Consider the following 18,378-nt stretch of genomic DNA (forward strand, 5'->3'; position numbering starts at 1 on the left):
ATCTCACCGGATCTCACCGGACGGCGAGGAACCCCAGCAGGTCGGCCCGGGTGAGGATCCCCGTCGGGTTCCCCTCGCCCAGGACGAGGGCGGCCGGGTTCTCGCCGAGCGCGCTCACCAGCACCGAGACGGGCTCGCCGGCGCCGACCGTCGGCAGCGGTGGCGACATGTGGTCGGCCACGGGGGCGTCCACCGTCCCGCGGTCGGCGAAGACGGCGTCGAGCAGCTCGCGCTCCAGCACGGCGCCCGCCACCTCCGCGGCCCGCACCGGCGGCTCGTGGCGCACCACCGGCATCTGCGAGACCCCGTACTCCCGCAGGTACGAGATGGCCGCCCCGACGGTCTCGTCGGGATGCACGTGGACGAGGTTCGGCGGCCCGGACGTCTGCGCGGCCTTGTGTGCGAGCACCGAGGCGACCGTCGGCTCGTCGGACGGCGGGTCGAGGAAGCCGTTGTCGTACATCCACTCGTCGTTGAAGATCTTCGACAGGTAGCCGCGGCCGGAGTCGGGGAGCAGGACCACGACGCAGGCGTCGGTCGTCCCGGCCGCGTCGAGCTCGCGGGCGACCCGCAGCGCGGCGACGACCGCCAGGCCGCAGGAGCCGCCGACGAGGATTCCGGCCCGGCGCGCCAGCTCGCGCGTCATCAGGAACGAGTCGCGGTCGCTGACGGCCTCCACCCGGTCGACCACGGCCTTGTCGTAGGTCGCCGGCCAGATGTCCTCGCCGACGCCTTCGACCAGGTAGGGACGTCCGCTGCCGCCGGAGTAGACCGAGCCCTCGGGGTCGGCGCCGATCACCTGCACGGTGCCGCCGCTGACCGCCTTGAGGTGGCGGCCCGTCCCGCTGATCGTCCCGCCGGTGCCGATGCCGGCGACGAAGTGCGTCACCCGCCCGCCGGTGGCCCGCCAGATCTCCGGGCCGGTGGAGGCCTCGTGCGCGGCCGGGTTGTCGGGGTTGGAGTACTGGTCGGGGCTCCAGGCACCGGGGGTCTCGCTGCACACCCGGCGGGCGACCGAGTAGTAGGAGCGGGGATCGTCCGGTGCGACGGCCGTCGGGCAGACGATCACCTCGGACCCGTAGGCCCGCAGGACGGCCCGCTTCTCCTCGCTGATCTTGTCCGGCATGGTGAAGACACAGCGGTAGCCACGCCGCGCGGCGACCATGGCGAGGCCGACACCGGTGTTCCCGCTGGTGGGCTCGACGATGGTCCCGCCGGGGGCGAGCCGGCCGTCGCGCTCGGCCGCCGCCACCATCGACAGGGCGATGCGGTCCTTCACCGAGCCGCCCGGGTTGAGGTACTCGAGCTTGCCGAGCACGGGTGTCGCCGTGTCGGCGATCGTCGGCGTCAGCCGCACCAGGGGCGTGTCACCGACCAGGTCGGTGACATGGTCGTACACGTCCATCTGCCCGCCTCTCGCCGGAGATGTCGCCCCGATCGCCGCCAGTAGCCGCCAGCGACGACGTTACCGGCGGTGTGCCGCGTCCGCCTTCCGGACACGGCACATGCCGCCGGCGCGGGCCGAAGGAGCAGCTATGTCCGGACGGGTTCCACGCCGCCCGCGACGACGAACCCGGACGGCATCGCCGTGTGGACGGCGGTCTCGAACCAGTCCGAGCCCAGGTCGAACGCCGATGTGCGGAATTGTCGGCACGGACGCGGAGCCGCCGATCGGAACGACGGCAGGCCACCCCGCCTCGATGGCCGCGACGGTTGTTTCGGATACACCCAGACCGATTCCGAGCTGGTACCCCACGATTTCCCCCCATGGCATCTTGCGCCAGCCCGCAGATGGTACCGAAGGGGAATGCGCGGGCGAAGYCGCGCGTCGGCGCGATTGACGCGGAACACGTCGTCAGACACGCCGCGCCGACGGGCATCGGGCAGCCCTCGGCGGCACACCGCCACCGCCCGCCGACGACCTCCCGGCGACCGGCCAGCTGACCTACCGGATACCGACGGGCCGGCCTACCGGTATCCGGCCAGGTAGGGGTCGCTGTCACGGCTGTCGACCGGGACGATGTCCTTCCCGAGCGGCATCAGGGACACCGGGATGAGCTTGAAGTTGGCCAGTCCGAGCGGGATGCCGATGACAGTCAGGCACAGCGCGAGGCCCGTCGTCAGATGGCCGAGCGCCAGCCACCATCCGGCGAGCAGGATCCACAGAACGTTGCCGATCAGTGACGCCGTTCCCGCGGTCGGCTTGTCGACCACGCGGCGTCCGAACGGCCACAGGGTGTAGTTCGCCATGCGCAGCGACGCGATGCCGAACGGAATCGTGATGATGAGAAGAAAACAGACGAGGGCGGCGAGGGCGTAGCCGATCGCCAGCCACACTCCACACAGCACCAGCCAGATCACGTTGAGTACGATGCGCATCTGCGCGGTCGCCTCCCTGTCGCCCGCTCAGGGGCTCCCTGTGTCTTCTGTTTCGCGGTGTCTTCTGCTTCGCGTGTCCGCTGCTCCGGGGCCACCGCCTGCTCCGGGACATCCGGCTCGTCCACCTGGGGACCGGCCCGGATATGCAGCCCCGGACGGACCTCCCCGGACGGGCCGTCCGGCGCCCGCGGCGCATTACCACGGCCCTGCACGGCACACGCCGCGCTTCTCGGCTCGGGCGAGGCGCTCCGCCGCCGCCCCCGGCCGCGCCTTCGTGTCTCCTTCTCGTTCTTTTCCTTGGATGGCACCGGAATCTCGGGCCACCGGTGGGGTGGTACTCCTCACAGGAGACCCGTGCCGGCATCCGGCCTCATGGTGCTTTCCCGGCGTGGTGGCGACGGGTGGATGCCCGGTTCTCGAGTGGTCAAACGGTGGCGGGACGGCAATCGTGCCCATGGCGCGCTTGGGCTGGAGACCGCGGTGGCCGTGCAGACTGGAGTACGGTTTGCGGCGGTTGGGAGAATCCGACCGTTTTGTCCGAATGATAACGCGAGGTAAGCGAGCAGTTCCGGTGAATGACCGGCAATGCGGAAGCGGTACTCCACGGCGGGACTGAGGTATCCGGTGACGATCGAGACCGAGACGGCGGACCTGGTGGACCGGTGGTTCGCCGAGATCACTGCGGTCGATCTCCTTCCGCTCGCCGCCGCGGACGCCCGCGCCTGGCTGGCACGCCTGGCGGCGGCGCTGGTCCGGGCGGTGAGTGCCGAGCCGTTCCGGCCCGAGATCGGCTATGACGTGGGCGCGCGGCTGGTCCACGGCCACGTGACGTCCGGTGAGGCCCTCGGACGGACCGTCCGGCTGTTCGGCCGGCACCTGGCCCACCACACCGGCGGCTGGGCCCGCCCGGCCGACGGCCCCGAGACCAGCCCGGCGGGCACGGCTCACCCGGGCGCCGCGACGGCGACCGCCGCGATGGGGCTCGCCGGCGGCGCACCCGCGGCGACGGGGCCTGCCGCCACGGCCACCGCCGCGAAGGGGCTCGCCGGGCGGGTGCCCACGGGTACGGCGACCGCCGCGATGGGGAACAGCGGCGCGGCCGCTCCCGGGGCCGGGCCGTCGGGCGAGGGCGCTCTGCTGCGCAGGCCGCCACGGGCTGACACGCTGCCGGGCCGGGTGCCCGCCGCGTCGACGGAGCGGGTCGTGGACCTGCTGGGCGAGCTCGTCCGCGGCCACACCGAGACCCTCCGGGAGCGCACGCGGGACGGCCAGGCCGCAGCGCGTCGCGTCGACCTCGGCGCCCGGGCCCGCGCCGAGCGCGAGCGGCGGATCTCCCAGACCAGGCTGCACGCCGTGCTCAGCGGCACCGCCCTCGGCATGCTCGTCGCCGACCGGACGGGGCGCATCGTGGAGGCCAGCGACGCCGCGCTGGAGATCCTCGGCCTCAGCGGGCACACCGCCCCGCTGGCCTGGCCGCTGCCCGAGATCGTCCATCCGGCCGACCGGGAGGTGGTGCGCTGGCTGTGGCGTGAGGCCCGGCGCGGCCGGTCCCGCGGAGAATGCCGCATCCTGCGGCCCGACGGGACGCCGACCTGGGTGGCGCTGACGCTCTCGACCACCTGGCCCGGAGTGGCCGGTGACTGGTTCGGCGTCGTGATGCTCGAGGACATCACCGAACGCCGCCGCCTGCAGGAGGAGCTCCGCTTCCATGCCCAGCACGACCCGCTGACCGGACTCGCGAACCGGGCCGAGTTCCTCGACCGGCTGCAGGCGGTGTTCCGGGACGCGCCGCCGTCCGCGCGGGTCGGTCTGTGCTGTCTGGACCTCGACCGGTTCAAAATGATCAACGAGGGTTTCGGCTACGAGGTGGGCGACCAGCTCCTCGCCGAGGTCGCCCGCCGGCTGGGCGGGATCGCCGTGGCGGAGCGCACCGTGGCCCGGATGGGCGGTGACGAGTTCATGATTCTCGTCCCGGACTGCGGTGGGCTCGACGAGATGACCGGCATCGCCCGGCGGGTCCTGGACACGCTGCGCGAGCCCGCCCGCGTCGACGGCCGCGACCTGCCCGCGACGTGCAGCATCGGTGTGGTCGAGATGGCGGTCGCCGACACCAGCCCGTCCGACCTCGTCGCGGCGGCCGACGCCGCGCTGACCTGGGCGAAGAACGGCGGCAAGAACCGGTGGACGGCCTTCGACCCCGACCGCGGCACCCGGGAGGCCGCACGTGGCCTGATGTCCCGATCGATGCGCCCGGGCCTGGACAGAGGCGAGTTCTCGCTGGCCTACCAGCCGATCATCGACCTCCGGCACGGCACGGTCGCCGGGGCCGAGGCATTGCTCCGCTGGGACCACCCCCGCCTCGGGCCAACCCGTCCGGGTGAGTTCATCGCCCTCGCGGAGGACTCCGGCTTCATCGTCCAGCTCGGGCTGTGGGTGCTCGAACGGGCCTGCGAGACCGCGCGTGACTGGCCGGCGCACATGTTCATCAGCGTGAACCTCTCCGCCCGCCAGCTCCGCGAGCCGGGCCTGGTCGGCGCGGTCGAGAAGGTGCTGGACCGGACGGGCCTGCCGCCGCGGCGGCTCCAGCTCGAGCTGACCGAGACGGTGCTCATGGACTCCGGCGGCGACCAGGTCACCGCGCTGCACGCGCTCAACGACCTGGGCGTCCGCATCGTCATCGACGACTTCGGCACGGGGTGGTCGAACTTCGTCTACCTGTCGACCATGCCGGTGCGCGGGCTGAAGCTCGCCGGGCTCTTCGTCGAGAAGCTCGGTCGGGGCACCGAGCCCGGCCGGGACGACCACCTCGTGGAGGCGATCGTGGAGTTCGCCCGCAGGCTGCGGCTGTCGGTCACCGCCGAGGGGGTCGAGGAGCCGGAGCAGGCGGCGGCGCTGCGCTCGTTCGGCGCGGACCTGGGCCAGGGCCACCTGTTCGGAGAGCCGGTCCCCGCCGACGAGTTCGCCGCGACCATGCTCAGCCGCGCCTTCGCCGCCAGCTGACCGAGCCCCCGCCCGGCCCGCGCGGTGACCACCGACCCGGGCCCGCGCTGGGGGCACACGCGCTGATTGGCCCACGTCGGGCCACGCGGTCGATGCCGCCGCCGGACCCGGCCGCCGGACCCGGCCGCGGACCGTGGTGTCGGATTCTCGCTGGACCTGGCGGTTCCCGCGCGCGAATGCTGGACGGGTGCCCATCACCGCGCCCGCCCGCCCGCATCTCGACGCCGAGCTGTGCGCGCGGGTGGTGCGGTCGCGGGACGCCCGGTTCGACGGGTGGTTCTTCGTCGCGGTGACCTCCACCGGCATCTACTGCCGGCCGAGCTGCCCGGCGCGGCCGCCCAGGGCCGAGAACATGCGGTTCCACCCGACCGCCGCGTCCGCGCAGCGCGCCGGGTTCCGGGCCTGCAAGCGCTGCCGCCCGGACGCGAGTCCCGGCTCGCCGGAGTGGAACCACCGCGCCGACGTCGTGGCGCGCGCGATGCGGCTCATCGTGGACGGCGTCGTCGACCGCGACGGTGTCCACGGGCTTGCCGGTCAGCTCGGCTACAGCGCACGCCAGGTGGAGCGGCACCTGTCAGCCGAGCTCGGTGCCGGGCCGCTCGCGCTGGCCCGCGCCCAGCGCGCCCAGACCGCCCGGCTCCTGCTCGAGACCACGGACCTGAGCATGGGCGACGTCGCGACCGCCGCCGGCTTCAACAGCATCCGCGCCTTCAACGACACCATGCGCGAGGTCTTCGCCGCCGCGCCGAGCGATCTGCGACGCCGTCGCAACCCGGCGACGCCCCCGTCCGTCGTGCCGGTACCGAGGGCGGCCACCGGTGCCGTGACGTTGACCGTCCGGCTGCCGTTCCGGGCCCCGTTGTATCCCGACAACCTGTTCGGGCACCTCGTCGCGACGGCCGTTCCCGGGGTCGAGGAGTGGCGGGACGGTGCCTACCGGCGCACGATGCGCACGCCGCACGGGCACGCGATCGTCGCCCTGCGGCCGCTGCCCGACCACATCGGCTGCCGGCTCGCCCTCACCGACGTGCGCGACCTCGCGCCGGTCATCGGCCGCTGCCGCCGGCTGCTCGACCTCGACGCGGACCCGATCGCCGTCGACGGGCAGCTCGCCGCCGACCCGGCGCTGGCGCCGCTGGTCGCGCGGGCACCGGGCCGGCGTGTTCCGCGCACCGTCGACCCGGCCGAGCTCGCGGTGCGCGCAGTCCTCGGACAGCAGGTCTCCGTCGCGGCGGCGCGGACCCACGCCGCGCGGCTCGTCACGGCCGTCGGCACGCCGATCCATGATCCGGAAGGCGGCCTCACCCACCTCTGGCCACAGATCGCGGACCTCGCCGAGCACATCGAGTACGCCGAGCACACCGAGTACGCCGAGTCCACCGCCCTCGCGGACGCCGTCCCGGCCGGCCGCCGGGCCGGGGCGCCGCGCGGGCTCGCCCTGCCGGCCGCCCGGCGGCGGACCTTCGCCGCGCTGGTCGGCGGGCTGGTGTCCGGCATGATCGAGCTGGGTGCGGGCGGAGACTGGGAGCGGACCCGCGCCGCGCTGGCGGTCCTGCCCGGCATCGGCCCGTGGACGCTCGAGACCATCGCGATGCGGGCCCTCGGCGACCCGGACGCCTTCCTGCCCGGTGATCTCGGTGTCCGCCGAGGGGCCGAACGGCTCGGTCTGCCGGCCACCCCCGCCGCGCTGTCCCGGCATGCCGCCCCCTGGCGCCCCTGGCGGGCCTATGCCGTCCAGCACCTGTGGGCGGTGCTCGACCATCCAGTCAACCGGATGCCCGCGCCGGATCACCCCGGCCCGGCCACCGCCCGCCGAGAGGAACGCCTGTGACCCGCAGCCAACCCGTCCCGCCGGACGCCGCCGAGCGCACGCACGCCGTCGTGGAGAGCCCGGTCGGGCCGCTGACGCTGGTGGCGAGCGGCGGCGCGCTCGTCGGCTGCTACCTGGACGCCCAGCGCCACCTGCCGGACCAGGCCTGGTTCGGCGAACCGGCCCCGGCCGCCCCCGGGACCACCGCTCCCGGGACCACCGCCCCCGGAGACGCCGTCCTCCAGGCCGCCGCCGGCCAGCTCGCCGAGTACTTCGCGGGCCGCCGGACGTCCTTCGACCTGCCGCTGAACCCGACCGGCACCGACTTCCAACGCAAGGTGTGGAAGGCACTGTGCGACATCCCGTACGCGGAGACGATTTCGTACGGCGAGCTGGCGCGCCGCCTCAGCCAGCCGGGCGCGTCACGCGCGGTGGGACTGGCCAACGGTCGCAACCCGATCAGCATCATCGTCCCGTGCCACCGGGTGATCGGTGCGAACGGCAGCCTCACCGGCTATGGCGGCGGCCTGGAGCGCAAGCGCCACCTGCTCGCCTTCGAGCAGCAGGCCGCCGGCCTGTCACTGCTTTGACGCCGTTCCGCGGCGCTGTTCCGTGATGCTGCTCCGCCGACGAGGTGCTCCCCGTGCCCTCAGCGTGGCCTTCCGCGGCGGCGCTTCTCCCGCCCCACGAGGATGTCGAGCCCGAGGTCGTCGGAGGCCTGCTCGGGCGTCGGGAGGCGGTACAACGCCGCCGTGACCGACCGGTTGCGGGCGAGGGCCGTCAGCGTCGACGGCGGGGCCTGCGCCGCCCCGGAGAGGTACACGGGGGTCTTTCCCCCGGGCCCCGGCGAGTCACCCGCGCCGGCCGGTGAGCCCGGCCGGCGGCGCTGCCCGGCGCGATGGCCCTGCCGGCGCACGATGGGAGCGGTGGCCGGGTCGATGAGCGGGTACACGCCGCCGCCGCCGTCCGATCCGGGCCGGGCTCGCCGAGCGGACCGGTCGCGCCCGTCGCCCGCACCGGCTCCGCCGCCAGGCGCGCCCGTGCCGCCGACCGCGGTGCCGTTCGCGCCGCCGGCCTTGCCACCGGCCGCGGTGTCAGCCGCGGCGCCGTCGTTGCCGGGGGCGCCGGCGGTGGCCGCCGCCGGGCCGAACCAGTCGAACGACGCCCCCCGCCCGCGCAGCGCGGTGTTCTCCGCCTGGACGATCACGAGCAGCGCGGTCGCGAACGAGGCGCGGGTGCGGGACTCCTCGAGCTGACGCTTGAGCTCGGCGACGTAGGCCGGGTCGATGGCCGGTGGCTCGGGCTCGGGGGTGGGCTGGCCGTCGGGGTCGACGGTCGCGCCGAACGCCTGGACGTGCAGCTGACGCAGGTTCTCCAGGTGTGCGGCGCGCGCCGGATCGGTTTCGGTGAACAGCAGGTTGACGTAGACCTCGACCACCCGCCATTCGATGGCCTTCTCGCCGCGGAACTGGCGGCTCAGGTCACGCGTCCGCGAGCGCTGGATCTTCGTGGGACCGGGGTCGGACCACAGCGCCCGGGCCACCATCTCATAGCTGACCCGATAGGGATTATTAAGTTCATTTAAACGGGTAAGGAGGATTCGCTGCGGCCCGTCCTTCAAATCGGCTCGCGGCCCTTTGGGGCGCGCCCCCGCGAGGCTCACCCACACACCACCCGGACTTGCACTGGCAGGCTGGCCGAAGGACGAGTTCGCGGCACTGCGCAGATCCTCTCTCCGGTCCGCTCGTCGGCGCGACCTCGATGCGCCGGACGGGGGGACGGTGGCACCGGCGGGTTCCCCGACCCCCCGCTCCGGTCGCTGCGCATGATACGACCCGTGTGCCCGTGATGTGTGGATGCTGGCTGTCTGGCCGGCGTTTTCGTCCTGTCCGGAACGGTCAGCCGTCACGAACCGTGTGTCTTCCCGAACCGGTCCGCCCGGACGTCCGACGTTGAGCCCATCCCGTTCGCGTGCCGGTGAGCGCCGCTCGCGGGCACGCCACCCGCTATGTGTTCCCACACCTGTTTCCCCCTTTACCGGATGAACATCGGCGTAATGCCGCGAAACGTTGCATCATCAGGAAACCCGGCACCCGAATGCGCGGCAAGGCCGCACAACCCGAGGATCGGGACGCCGTCGCGTCAGGCCTTGACCAGCCGGAACGGGGCTTGCGTCGCAACGCGCCGTCGCAACCCGGCGGCCGTCCGATCAATGTCGAGATGATTTCCCTGACCCGACCGAAACAGGCCGACGGCCACTGCCCGTCACGATGGATCAGGAACGGCGAACCCGGATGGCGACGGATGTCCGTCCGCGATCCTCCGGACTATTCTGATCTTTCCCGCCGATTGCCGCGAATTGCCCCCGCCCGGCCGGCGCCGGCCATGGGCAGCCATGGGCAGCCACGGGCGACCGCGGACCGCAGAGGGACCGGCTGGCACGGCCGCCGGGAACCGCGGGTGGGCTCAGTTGGCGACGAGGGCCTCGGTGACCACCCGGCTGGCGTCCGCGACACCGAATGTCGGCGGCTGCGGCCGGGCCTCCCCGCTACCCAGCCGGACGACGACCGTGCCGGACCCGGGGTCGATCTGCAGGATCTGGTTGCCAAGCCCGATCGCCCAGTACATGTCCGCCGGCGCCGTCGGCACCAGCTGACCGTGGCGGGTGGTGGGGTCGGCGGCCGCGGAGATGTCGGAGGCCGCCAGCGGCTGGGCGAGGACGCCCTCGCGGTTGAGCCACCACAGGTACCCGTAGGCGGCGTTCATCTCCGTGGACGACCGCCCGGTGGCCTCGGTGACCCAGTCGCTCGACACGACCCGCTGACCGTTCCACTCCCCGTGCGCGAGCATCAGGTAGCCGAGACGGGCGACGTCCCGGCAGGTCGTCTGCAGGCCCATGAACGTCAGGGTGTTGCCGGCGCGGTCGGTCGTCATCCGACTGCCGGCCATGCCGAGCGGCTCGAAGACCCGCTCCCGGGCGTAGTCGCTGACCTCCTGCCCGGTGGCGCCGCTCAGCACCTGCTCCAGCGTCTGGATGGCCGAGTTGTTGTAGGCCCAGACCTCGCCGGGCGGCCGCTCCTGGGGCAGCGCGACCGCGAACGCGGTCTGGTCGGGCGCCGCGATCAGCTCCTGGTAGTCGATCGTCGTGCTCCACTGCCGCCCGGAGTCGTTGCTCACCAGGTCGCGCACGGTCACGGCCTGCGCCGGCGTGCCCTTCCACTGCGGCACCCAGGTGCCGGCGGAATCGTCCAGCCGCAGGTCACCGTCGTCCTGCGCGATGCCGACGAGCGTGGACGTCAGCGACTTCGTTATGGAGAAGACCGGCTGCGGTGTGGTCGGGGTGAAGCCCTTGAAGTACCACTCGCCGGCGATCCTGCCGTTGCGCGAGACCAGCAGACAGTTGGACTTGCCCTGCTCGGCGGCGTGCGCGATGTCCTCGAGCTTCACCGGGTCCAGACCGACCGCGCGTGGGTCCACCGTCTCCCAGCTGTCGCCCGGCACCGCCACCGCCGTCGGCGCGGCACCCGACGCGGTGACCGGCCCGGATGTCGTGGCGGGCGTCCCGGAGGCCCCGCCACCCTGCGTGCAGCCGGCGACAAGGGCGGCCGCGAACGGCGCGGCGGCGAGGACAAGGACGAGACGGGGCGGACGGCGCATCTGGGACCTCGATCAGCCGTGAGTTCCGGATCCAGGGCGAGGATGCACAGTATTGACACCAGATGTGAGGTCTGTGTGACCTCAGTCCTCAACAGGCGTCGTCCTGGGCGGGTTCCGTCCTGCCCGATCCCTGCCGCCGCGTCCGGTCAGCCGCGGGCGAGGTGGCGGCTTATGACGAGGCGCTGGATCTGGTTGGTCCCCTCGAAGATCTGCATCACCTTGGCCTCGCGCATGTACCGCTCCACCGGGAAGTCCTTGGTGTAGCCGGCGCCGCCGAGGACCTGCACGGCGTCCTCGGTGACCTTCATGGCCGCGTCCGTTGCGACGAGCTTTGCGACGGATGCGGCGCGCCCGTACTGCAGCCCGGCGTCCCGGCGCCGGGCTGCGGCCAGGGTGGTGGCCCGCGCGGACTCGACGGCGGCCGCCATGTCGGCCAGCAGGAAGCCGAGCCCCTGATGGTCGATGATCGCCTTCCCGAACGCCTCCCGCTCCTTCGCGTACGCGACGGCGTCGTCCAGCGCGCGCTGCCCGAGCCCGACGGCGGTGGCGGCGATCCCCAGCCGGCCCGAGTCGAGAGCCGACAGCGCGATCGACAGGCCCTGCCCCACCTTGCCGATGAGGCGCGACGCCGGGACCGCGACGTCGTCGAAACTGATCTGCGTCGTCGGCGACGCGGTCAGCCCCATCTTCTTCTCGGGCGGGTGGAACCTGATGTTGGGCGTGCCCGCGTCGACGAGGAAGCAGGAGATCCCGCCGCGGGTGTCGGACGACGTCCGCGCGAAGACCGTGTAGAAGTCGGCGGCGCCGCCGTGGGTCACCCACGCCTTCGTACCGTTGAGCAGGTAGCCGTCGTCGGTGGCGGTGGCCGTCACGCGCATCGCCGCCGGGTCCGACCCCGCGTGCGCCTCGGACAGGCAGTAGGCGCCGAGCAGATCACCGGACAGCAGCCGGGGAAGGTGCTCCTCCTGCTGCTCCGGGGTGCCGAAGGTCGCCAGCGGGTAGCAGGACAGCGCGTGCACGCTCACCCCGACCGCCACGGCCGCCCAGCGGTAGGAGATCTCCTCCAGCACCTGTAGGTACACCTCGTACGGCTGCTCGCCGCCGCCGAAGCTCTCCGGGTACGGCAGGCTCAGCAGCCCGGCCTTGCCGAGCACCGCGAACTCCTCGCGCGGGAAGCGGCTGGCGGCCTCGTACTCCGTGACTCTCGGAGCAAGCTCGCGGTCGCACATGGTGGCGGTGAGCTCGATCAGCTCCCGCGCTTCCGATGAGGGGAGCTGCCGTTCGGCGGGCATGGTGTCCTCCCGTGCGTCGTCGGTCATCGCCCTCGCGCCGCGTGGAGCCGGAACCCCCGCGCGCGATCGTCTCCGTCGGTGCCGGATCCGTCCGTCTCGGAACGTGCGACGCAAGAGTTGTACCGCGCCTCGTGGTTGAGACGACGGGCTTGCCGCGTTTCCGACGCCTCGCTGCATCGGCTCCGTTTCGATCTACTGCATCGACGCGGAGACGGACCCTCGCGGATGAACGCACGGCGCGCGATCATGGGCGGAAGGTGACACCCTCGACCGGTGACCGAGCACGAGACCGAGACCCGGCCCGCTGGCCCCCATGCGCCCTCACGGCCGGGCGCGGCCCCGGGGCAGGGCCCGGAGCCGCAGTGGCCCGACGACGCCGAGGCGGCCCGGCACGTCGCCATGTTCGGCCTGCCTGGCATGCCCGCCACGGGACGGATCGCCGTCGTCACCGGTGCCACGAGCGGCATCGGCGCGGCCACCGCCCGGCGGCTCGCCGCCGACGGCGCCGTGGTCGCCGCGGTCGGCCGCCGGGAGGCGCGCCTGCGGTCCCTGGCCGACGAGAACGAGCGGATCCTGCCCGTCACGGGCGACGTGACCGACCCGGACGGGATGCGTCGCATCGCCGACCAGGTCCACGAGCGCCTCGGCCGCGCCGACCTGGTCGTCGCCAACGCCGGGACGATGCTCGCCGCACCCTGGGCCGCGGCGGACGTCGACGAGTGGCGCCGCATGATCGACACCAATCTGGTCGGCCTGCTGTGGACGGGCCGGGTGTTCATCGACGACCTGCTGGCCGCCGCCGCGGAGGGCCGGCGCGCGGACCTCGTCCACATCGGCTCGGTCGGCGGCCACCAGGTCTTCCCGAACTTCGCGGTCTACGACGCGACGAAGGCCGCCATCGAGCATCTGACCCGTCACCTGCGCGTCGAGCTGGGCCCCCGCGGGGTGCGGGTGCGCACGGTCGAGCCCGGCCTGGTGCAGACCGAACTGGGCGACGACATGGTCTTCCCTGGCTCCCGCGAGGCGCTCGCCGAGTTGCGCAGGTCAGTCGCAAACCCCCTGAGTGACGTGGACGTCGCCGAGGTCATCGCCTGGTCGGCCTCCGCCCCACCCCACGTGAACGTCGCGGAACTCGTCGTAGTCCCGGTGTCCCAGGGCTGACTCCACCCCGCGCCCACCCGGGACGTCTGGATGATCGGCCGGGTCCTCGTGAAGGGCCAGGACGACCTCCCCGCCGCGCGCCCCACCCCGTCCGGAGCCTGCGGCGCCGGGTCGCCCCTGGCGGCGGCTGGGGACCGGTTGTCCCGGGCGGAATATGCCGGACGGTCCGTATCGGGCAATAAGTCCACTCGTTCGCGGGTTCCTCCGAAAGTGACGGAACGCGCGCGTCGGCGTGCCGTCCTGCAGGACGATTGGGTGGACGCGTCCTCGCAGTCGAGGGCGAACGGTCCGCGCTGCCTGGGGGACGCGGCCGGTCCCAGCGGGACAGGACGGACGGGGGCCGTCGAGGGGAGGAACACGATGGTCAACATGAACCCGGGCGAGGGTGGCCGGCGGGGCGAGCGGTTCGCGCAGGCGCGCCGGTTCGCGGGGCAGGCCCGGCAGGACCGCACGACCGGCTGGTACATCCCGTTGGCGATCACGGTGATCGGTGCGGGCGCCTCGTTCGACGCGTTCGGACGGGGGGTCGGGTTCCTCTACGGGTGGGGCCTGGCCATCGCGTTCGTCGCGCTCACCTGGTCGACGATCCGGGTGATGCCGTCGATGGTCGACGAGCTCAACATCCAGCGGGAGAGCGGGCCGCGCAAGCTCGCCGCGCTGTTCAACGCCCCGGTGCGCAGCCGGGGGCTCTTCCTGCTCGCCGCCGCTCTACCGATCTTCATCGCGTTGGTGAAGACGGTGGGCTTCTACATCATCGGCGGTCTGCTGATCGTCGGTGTGGTACTTGCCGTGGCCTTCGCGGCGTCCTGGGCGCTCGAGCGCCGCTGAGCGCATGCGCGCTCGGCCACCGCCGAGCGAGCTCCACCCGGCCCCGGGCCCCGACCATCGTCGGAAGCCCGGGGCCGGTACGCGTGCGACCGCCGCCGAACATCCCGGGCGCTGGCGATCTCCCACCGGCAGTCTCTCCCACTGTCAGTCACGGTGATCTCCGATCATGACGGTCCGGGCATCGTGCGGCGCCCGCCAGGAATGGTCGGTGCGCCCCGGTACGCTGTATCGCCAGCTTCCCGACGCGTCGGTCGACCTGCCAACGGACGGCCCACGCCACCCGCGTCCGATCACGCCAAGCGTCCGATCACACCGAGCACCGGATCGCACCGAGCACCCGGATCACACCCAGCACCCGGATCAATGGAGGACCCCGCGCCGCCCAGCACCCGGATCAGCCGAGCCGGGCGCGKGCCGGGTCACCCGCCGACGGAGATCACATGCTGACCAGGCTGTTGCGGAACCACCTACCCCCCTACTCACGGCCGATCGCGCTGCTGGTCGTGCTGCAGCTGACCGCGACCCTGGCCATGCTCTACCTGCCGACCCTGAATGCCGACATCATCGACAACGGTGTGGTGCCGGGCGACACGGGTTACATAGTCCGGCTCGGCGGGATCATGCTCGGGGTGACCTTCCTGCAGGCCGTCTGCTCGGCCGCGGCGGTGTTCTTCGGCGCGCGCACCGCGATGGGGGTCGGCCGCGACATCCGGGCCGCGGTGTTCGACCAGGTCCAGTCGTTCTCGGCCCGCGAGGTCGGCCGCTTCGGCGCGCCGTCCCTGATCACCCGGGCGACGAACGACGTCCAGCAGATCCAGATGCTGGTGCTGATGGCGTTCACCATGATGATCTCCGCGCCGATCATGTGCCTGGGCGGGATCGCGCTGGCGGTGCACCAGGACGCCGGCCTCTCGCTGCTGCTCGTCGCGATCGTGCCGTTCCTCGCGGCGATGATCACCCTGCTGGTCCGGCGGATGCAGCCGCTGGGCCGGAAGATGCAGGAGCGTCTCGACGAGGTCAACCGCATCCTGCGCGAGCAGATCACCGGCCTGCGGGTGATCCGCGCCTTCGTCCGGGACGACCACGAGAAGCGCCGTTTCGGCACCGCCAACGCCGACCTCACGGACGTCTCCCTGCGCTTCGGTCGGATCATGGCGCTRCTGTTCCCGCTGGTGATGGCGGTGGTGAACGTCTCGAGCATCGCCGTGATCTGGTTCGGCGCGCACCGGATCGACGACGGTGCGATGGAGATCGGGGCGCTGACGGCCTTCCTCAGCTACCTGATGCAGATCCTGATGTCGGTCATGATGGCCACCTTCATGTTCTCGATGATTCCGCGGGCCGAGGTGTGCGCGGAGCGCATCCAGGAGGTGCTGGGGACGGAGTCGACGCTGCGCCCGCCCGCCGACCCGGTGCGCACGCTGCCGCGCCACGGCGAGCTGGAGCTGCGCGACGTCATGTTCAGCTACCCGGGCGCCGAGGCGGCGGTGCTGCGCGGGGTCAGCGTGCGCGCTCGCCCCGGGCGGACCACCGCGATCATCGGGAGCACCGGCAGTGGCAAGTCCACGCTGCTCGGCCTGGTCCCCAGGCTGTCCGACGTCTCCGAGGGCGCCGTCCTGATCGACGGGGTGGACGTCCGTGACATCGACCCGAAGCTGATGGCCGAGACCGTCGCCCTCGTCCCGCAGAAGCCGTACCTGTTCACCGGGACGATCGCGTCCAACCTGCGCTACGGGGATCCCGAGGCCACCGACACCGAGCTGTGGCGCGCCCTGGACATCGCCCAGGCCAGGGACTTCGTCGAGGCGATGCCCGACGGGCTGGACACCCCGATCGCCCAGGGCGGGACGAACGTCTCCGGCGGGCAGCGCCAGCGGCTCGCGATCGCCCGGGCGCTGGTCCGGCGTCCGGACATCTACCTGTTCGACGACTCGTTCTCGGCGCTCGACTACGCGACCGACGCCGCCCTGCGCGCGGCGCTCGCGCGCGAGACAGCCGGCGCCACGATGGTGATCGTCGCCCAGCGGGTGGCGACCATCCGCGACGCCGACCAGATCATCGTGCTGGACGACGGCCAGGTCGTGGGCACGGGGACCCATCGCGAGCTGCTGGCGGGCAACGACACCTACCGGGAGATCGTCTTCTCGCAGCTCACCGAGGAGGAGGCGGCATGACCCGCCCACCCGCGGGCGGGGCCCGCCCCATGGCAGGCCCCGGTCGGTTCTTCGCCGCCGGGGGCGAGAAGCCCGAGGATTTCGCGGCCTCGACCCGGCGGGTGCTCCGCCTGCTGGGCCGGCAGCGCGCGCTGCTGATCCCCGCGGTCGGGCTGGCCGTGGTCGGCATCGGCCTCACCGTCACCGGGCCGCGGCTGCTCGGGCACGCCACCGACCTGGTGTTCGCCGGCCTGCTCAGCTCCCGGCTGCCCGCCGGGACGACCAAGGCCGAGGCCGTCGCGCGGCTGCGTGCCGAGGGCCACGGCACCCAGGCCGACCTGCTGTCCTCCGTCGACTTCACCCCCGGCGAGGGGATGGACTTCGGCGCGATCGGCCGGGTGCTGCTGGTGGTGCTGATCGTCTACCTCATCGCGGGTCTCTGCGCGGTGCTGCAGGCCCGGCTGGCGAACAAGGCCCTGCAACGGATGCTGAGCGACCTGCGGGCCGATGTGCAGGAGAAGATCACCCGCCTGCCGCTGCGGTACTTCGACCGCCGCCAGCGCGGCGAGGTGCTCAGCCGGGTCACCAACGACATCGACAACCTCGGGCAGAACCTGCAGCAGAGCCTGTCCCAGATGATCGCCTCGGTGCTGACCATCATCGGCGTGCTGGCCATGATGATCTGGATCTCCTGGATCCTCGCGCTGATCGCCGTCGTCACGGTGCCGGTGTCGATCGTGATCACCACCCGGATCGGCAAGTTCGCCCAGCCCCAGTTCGTCAGCCAGTGGAAGACGACCGGCCGGCTCAACGGCCACATCGAGGAGATGTACACCGGGCACGCCCTGGKGCGCGCGTTCGGCCGGCAGGAGGAGTCCGCCGAGATCTTCCGGGAGCACAACGAGCGCCTCTACGAGGCGAGCTGGCGGGCCCAGTCCATCTCCGGTCTCATGCAGCCGGCGATGATGTTCATCGGCAACCTGAACTACGTGCTGGTGGCCGTCGTCGGTGGCCTTCGGGTGGCCTCCGGCGCGCTGTCGATCGGCGACGTCCAGGCGTTCATCCAGTACTCGCGACAGTTCAGCCAGCCGCTGACGCAGCTCGCCAGCATGGGGAACATGGTGCAGTCCGGGATCGCGTCGGCGGAGCGGGTGTTCGACCTGCTGGACGCGCCCGAGCAGGAGCCCGACCCGCTGGCGCCGGCCCGCCCGGAGCAGGACCACGGCCGGGTCGCCTTCGAGCACGTCGCGTTCCGCTACGAGCCGGACAAGCCCCTCATCGACGACCTGTCGCTGGTCGCCGAGCCGGGGCACACCGTGGCGATCGTCGGGCCCACCGGCGCCGGAAAGACCACACTGATCAACCTGCTGATGCGCTTCTACGAGGTCACCGAGGGCCGGATCACCCTGGACGGCGTCGACATCGCCGAGATGTCGCGGGCGGACCTTCGGCGATCCATCGGGATGGTGCTGCAGGACACCTGGCTGTTCGGCGGCACCATCGCGGAGAACATCGCCTACGGCGCCGAGGGCGCCACCCACGAACAGGTCGTCGAGGCGGCCCGCGCCGCGCACGTCGACCGGTTCGTGCGCACGCTCCCCGACGGCTACGACACCGTGCTCGAAGACGAGGGCGTCGGGGTCAGCGGCGGCGAGAAGCAGCTCATCACCATCGCGCGCGCGTTCCTCGCCGAGCCGCTGATCCTCGTCCTGGACGAGGCGACGAGCTCGGTGGACACCCGCACCGAGGTGCTGATCCAGCGGGCGATGTCCCGGCTGCGCGCCGGCCGCACGGCCTTCGTGATCGCCCACCGGCTGTCCACCATCCGGGACGCCGACACGATCCTCGTCATGGAGGACGGCGCGATCGTCGAGCAGGGCGACCACGACGCCCTGCTGGAGGCGGACGGCGCCTACGCGCGGCTGTACAAGGCCCAGTTCGCCCAGGCCGTCGTCGAGACCGGCTGAGCGCACGGGTCTGCGCGGGCACTGGTCTCCGGGGGCACCGGCCGTCCGGGCGGTGGAGGGCGGGCGGCCGGGCCCTCGCGGGCGCGTGGGCGGCGGGGGCGGCTGAGGCGGCCAGTAGGCTTGACCACGCG

Annotated in this window: 12 protein-coding genes; 7 read left to right on the top strand and 5 right to left on the bottom strand. The window is 72.6% G+C overall.

What is annotated here, in order from left to right:
• Positions 1–13: 13 nt before the first annotated feature.
• On the bottom strand, positions 14–1,405 hold the full coding sequence (locus BBK14_RS18125; protein ID WP_071064093.1) for a cystathionine beta-synthase: 1,392 nt from the start codon (positions 1,403–1,405) through the stop codon (positions 14–16).
• A 563-nt stretch (positions 1,406–1,968) separates the two neighbouring features.
• Complete coding sequence (locus tag BBK14_RS18130; protein ID WP_071064095.1) at positions 1,969–2,379, bottom strand: YccF domain-containing protein; 411 nt, start codon at positions 2,377–2,379, stop codon at positions 1,969–1,971.
• A 585-nt stretch (positions 2,380–2,964) separates the two neighbouring features.
• Between BBK14_RS18130 and BBK14_RS18135 the strand changes: the two genes are divergently transcribed.
• The 3 genes from BBK14_RS18135 to BBK14_RS18145 all read left to right on the top strand — a co-directional run bounded on the left by BBK14_RS18135 (position 2,965) and on the right by BBK14_RS18145 (position 7,779).
• Entirely contained in the window at positions 2,965–5,379 is a 2,415-nt protein-coding gene (locus BBK14_RS18135; protein ID WP_071064096.1) for a putative bifunctional diguanylate cyclase/phosphodiesterase, read from the top strand.
• Positions 5,380–5,566: 187 nt separating this feature from the next.
• A complete protein-coding gene (locus BBK14_RS18140; protein WP_071064098.1) occupies positions 5,567–7,210 on the top strand; it encodes an AlkA N-terminal domain-containing protein in 1,644 nt (547 codons plus the stop codon).
• Positions 7,207–7,779, top strand: coding sequence for a methylated-DNA--[protein]-cysteine S-methyltransferase (locus tag BBK14_RS18145; protein WP_071064100.1), 573 nt, complete (start codon positions 7,207–7,209; stop codon positions 7,777–7,779). Before BBK14_RS18140 ends, BBK14_RS18145 begins: the two co-directional genes overlap by 4 nt.
• A gap of 59 nt (positions 7,780–7,838) precedes the next feature.
• Here the strand turns inward: BBK14_RS18145 and BBK14_RS18150 are convergent, their stop codons facing one another.
• The 3 genes from BBK14_RS18150 to BBK14_RS18160 all read right to left on the bottom strand — a co-directional run bounded on the left by BBK14_RS18150 (position 7,839) and on the right by BBK14_RS18160 (position 12,138).
• Positions 7,839–8,735 (bottom strand): hypothetical protein, encoded by an 897-nt coding sequence (locus BBK14_RS18150; RefSeq protein ID WP_071064102.1) that lies wholly within the window; start codon positions 8,733–8,735, stop codon positions 7,839–7,841.
• Between the two features lie 920 nt (positions 8,736–9,655).
• The gene (locus BBK14_RS18155; RefSeq protein ID WP_071064104.1) at positions 9,656–10,846 is read right to left on the bottom strand and encodes a serine hydrolase domain-containing protein; all 1,191 of its coding nucleotides are present in this window, start codon (positions 10,844–10,846) and stop codon (positions 9,656–9,658) included.
• A 146-nt stretch (positions 10,847–10,992) separates the two neighbouring features.
• Positions 10,993–12,138, bottom strand: a complete 1,146-nt coding sequence (locus tag BBK14_RS18160) for an acyl-CoA dehydrogenase family protein (protein WP_020463826.1) — start codon at positions 12,136–12,138, stop codon at positions 10,993–10,995.
• A 273-nt stretch (positions 12,139–12,411) separates the two neighbouring features.
• On the opposite strand from BBK14_RS18160, the gene BBK14_RS18165 reads away from it, so the two are divergent.
• From BBK14_RS18165 to BBK14_RS18180, 4 genes are all read left to right on the top strand, one after another.
• Positions 12,412–13,299 carry an SDR family oxidoreductase gene (locus BBK14_RS18165; protein WP_083391051.1) on the top strand — a complete coding sequence of 296 codons (888 nt, stop codon included), beginning with the start codon at positions 12,412–12,414 and terminating at the stop codon, positions 13,297–13,299.
• 360 nt (positions 13,300–13,659) lie between these two features.
• Positions 13,660–14,127 (top strand): hypothetical protein, encoded by a 468-nt coding sequence (locus BBK14_RS18170; protein ID WP_071064106.1) that lies wholly within the window; start codon positions 13,660–13,662, stop codon positions 14,125–14,127.
• Positions 14,128–14,567: 440 nt separating this feature from the next.
• A complete protein-coding gene (locus tag BBK14_RS18175) occupies positions 14,568–16,301 on the top strand; it encodes an ABC transporter ATP-binding protein (RefSeq protein ID WP_071064108.1) in 1,734 nt (577 codons plus the stop codon).
• Entirely contained in the window at positions 16,298–18,247 is a 1,950-nt protein-coding gene (locus BBK14_RS18180; RefSeq protein WP_071064110.1) for an ABC transporter ATP-binding protein, read from the top strand. The genes BBK14_RS18175 and BBK14_RS18180 overlap by 4 nt, the downstream gene beginning before the upstream one ends.
• Positions 18,248–18,378 lie beyond the last annotated feature (131 nt).

Origin of the sequence: Parafrankia soli (genome assembly GCF_001854695.1) — a bacterium.
In the GTDB taxonomy this organism is placed as follows: Bacteria; Actinomycetota; Actinomycetes; order Frankiales; family Frankiaceae; genus Parafrankia; species Parafrankia soli.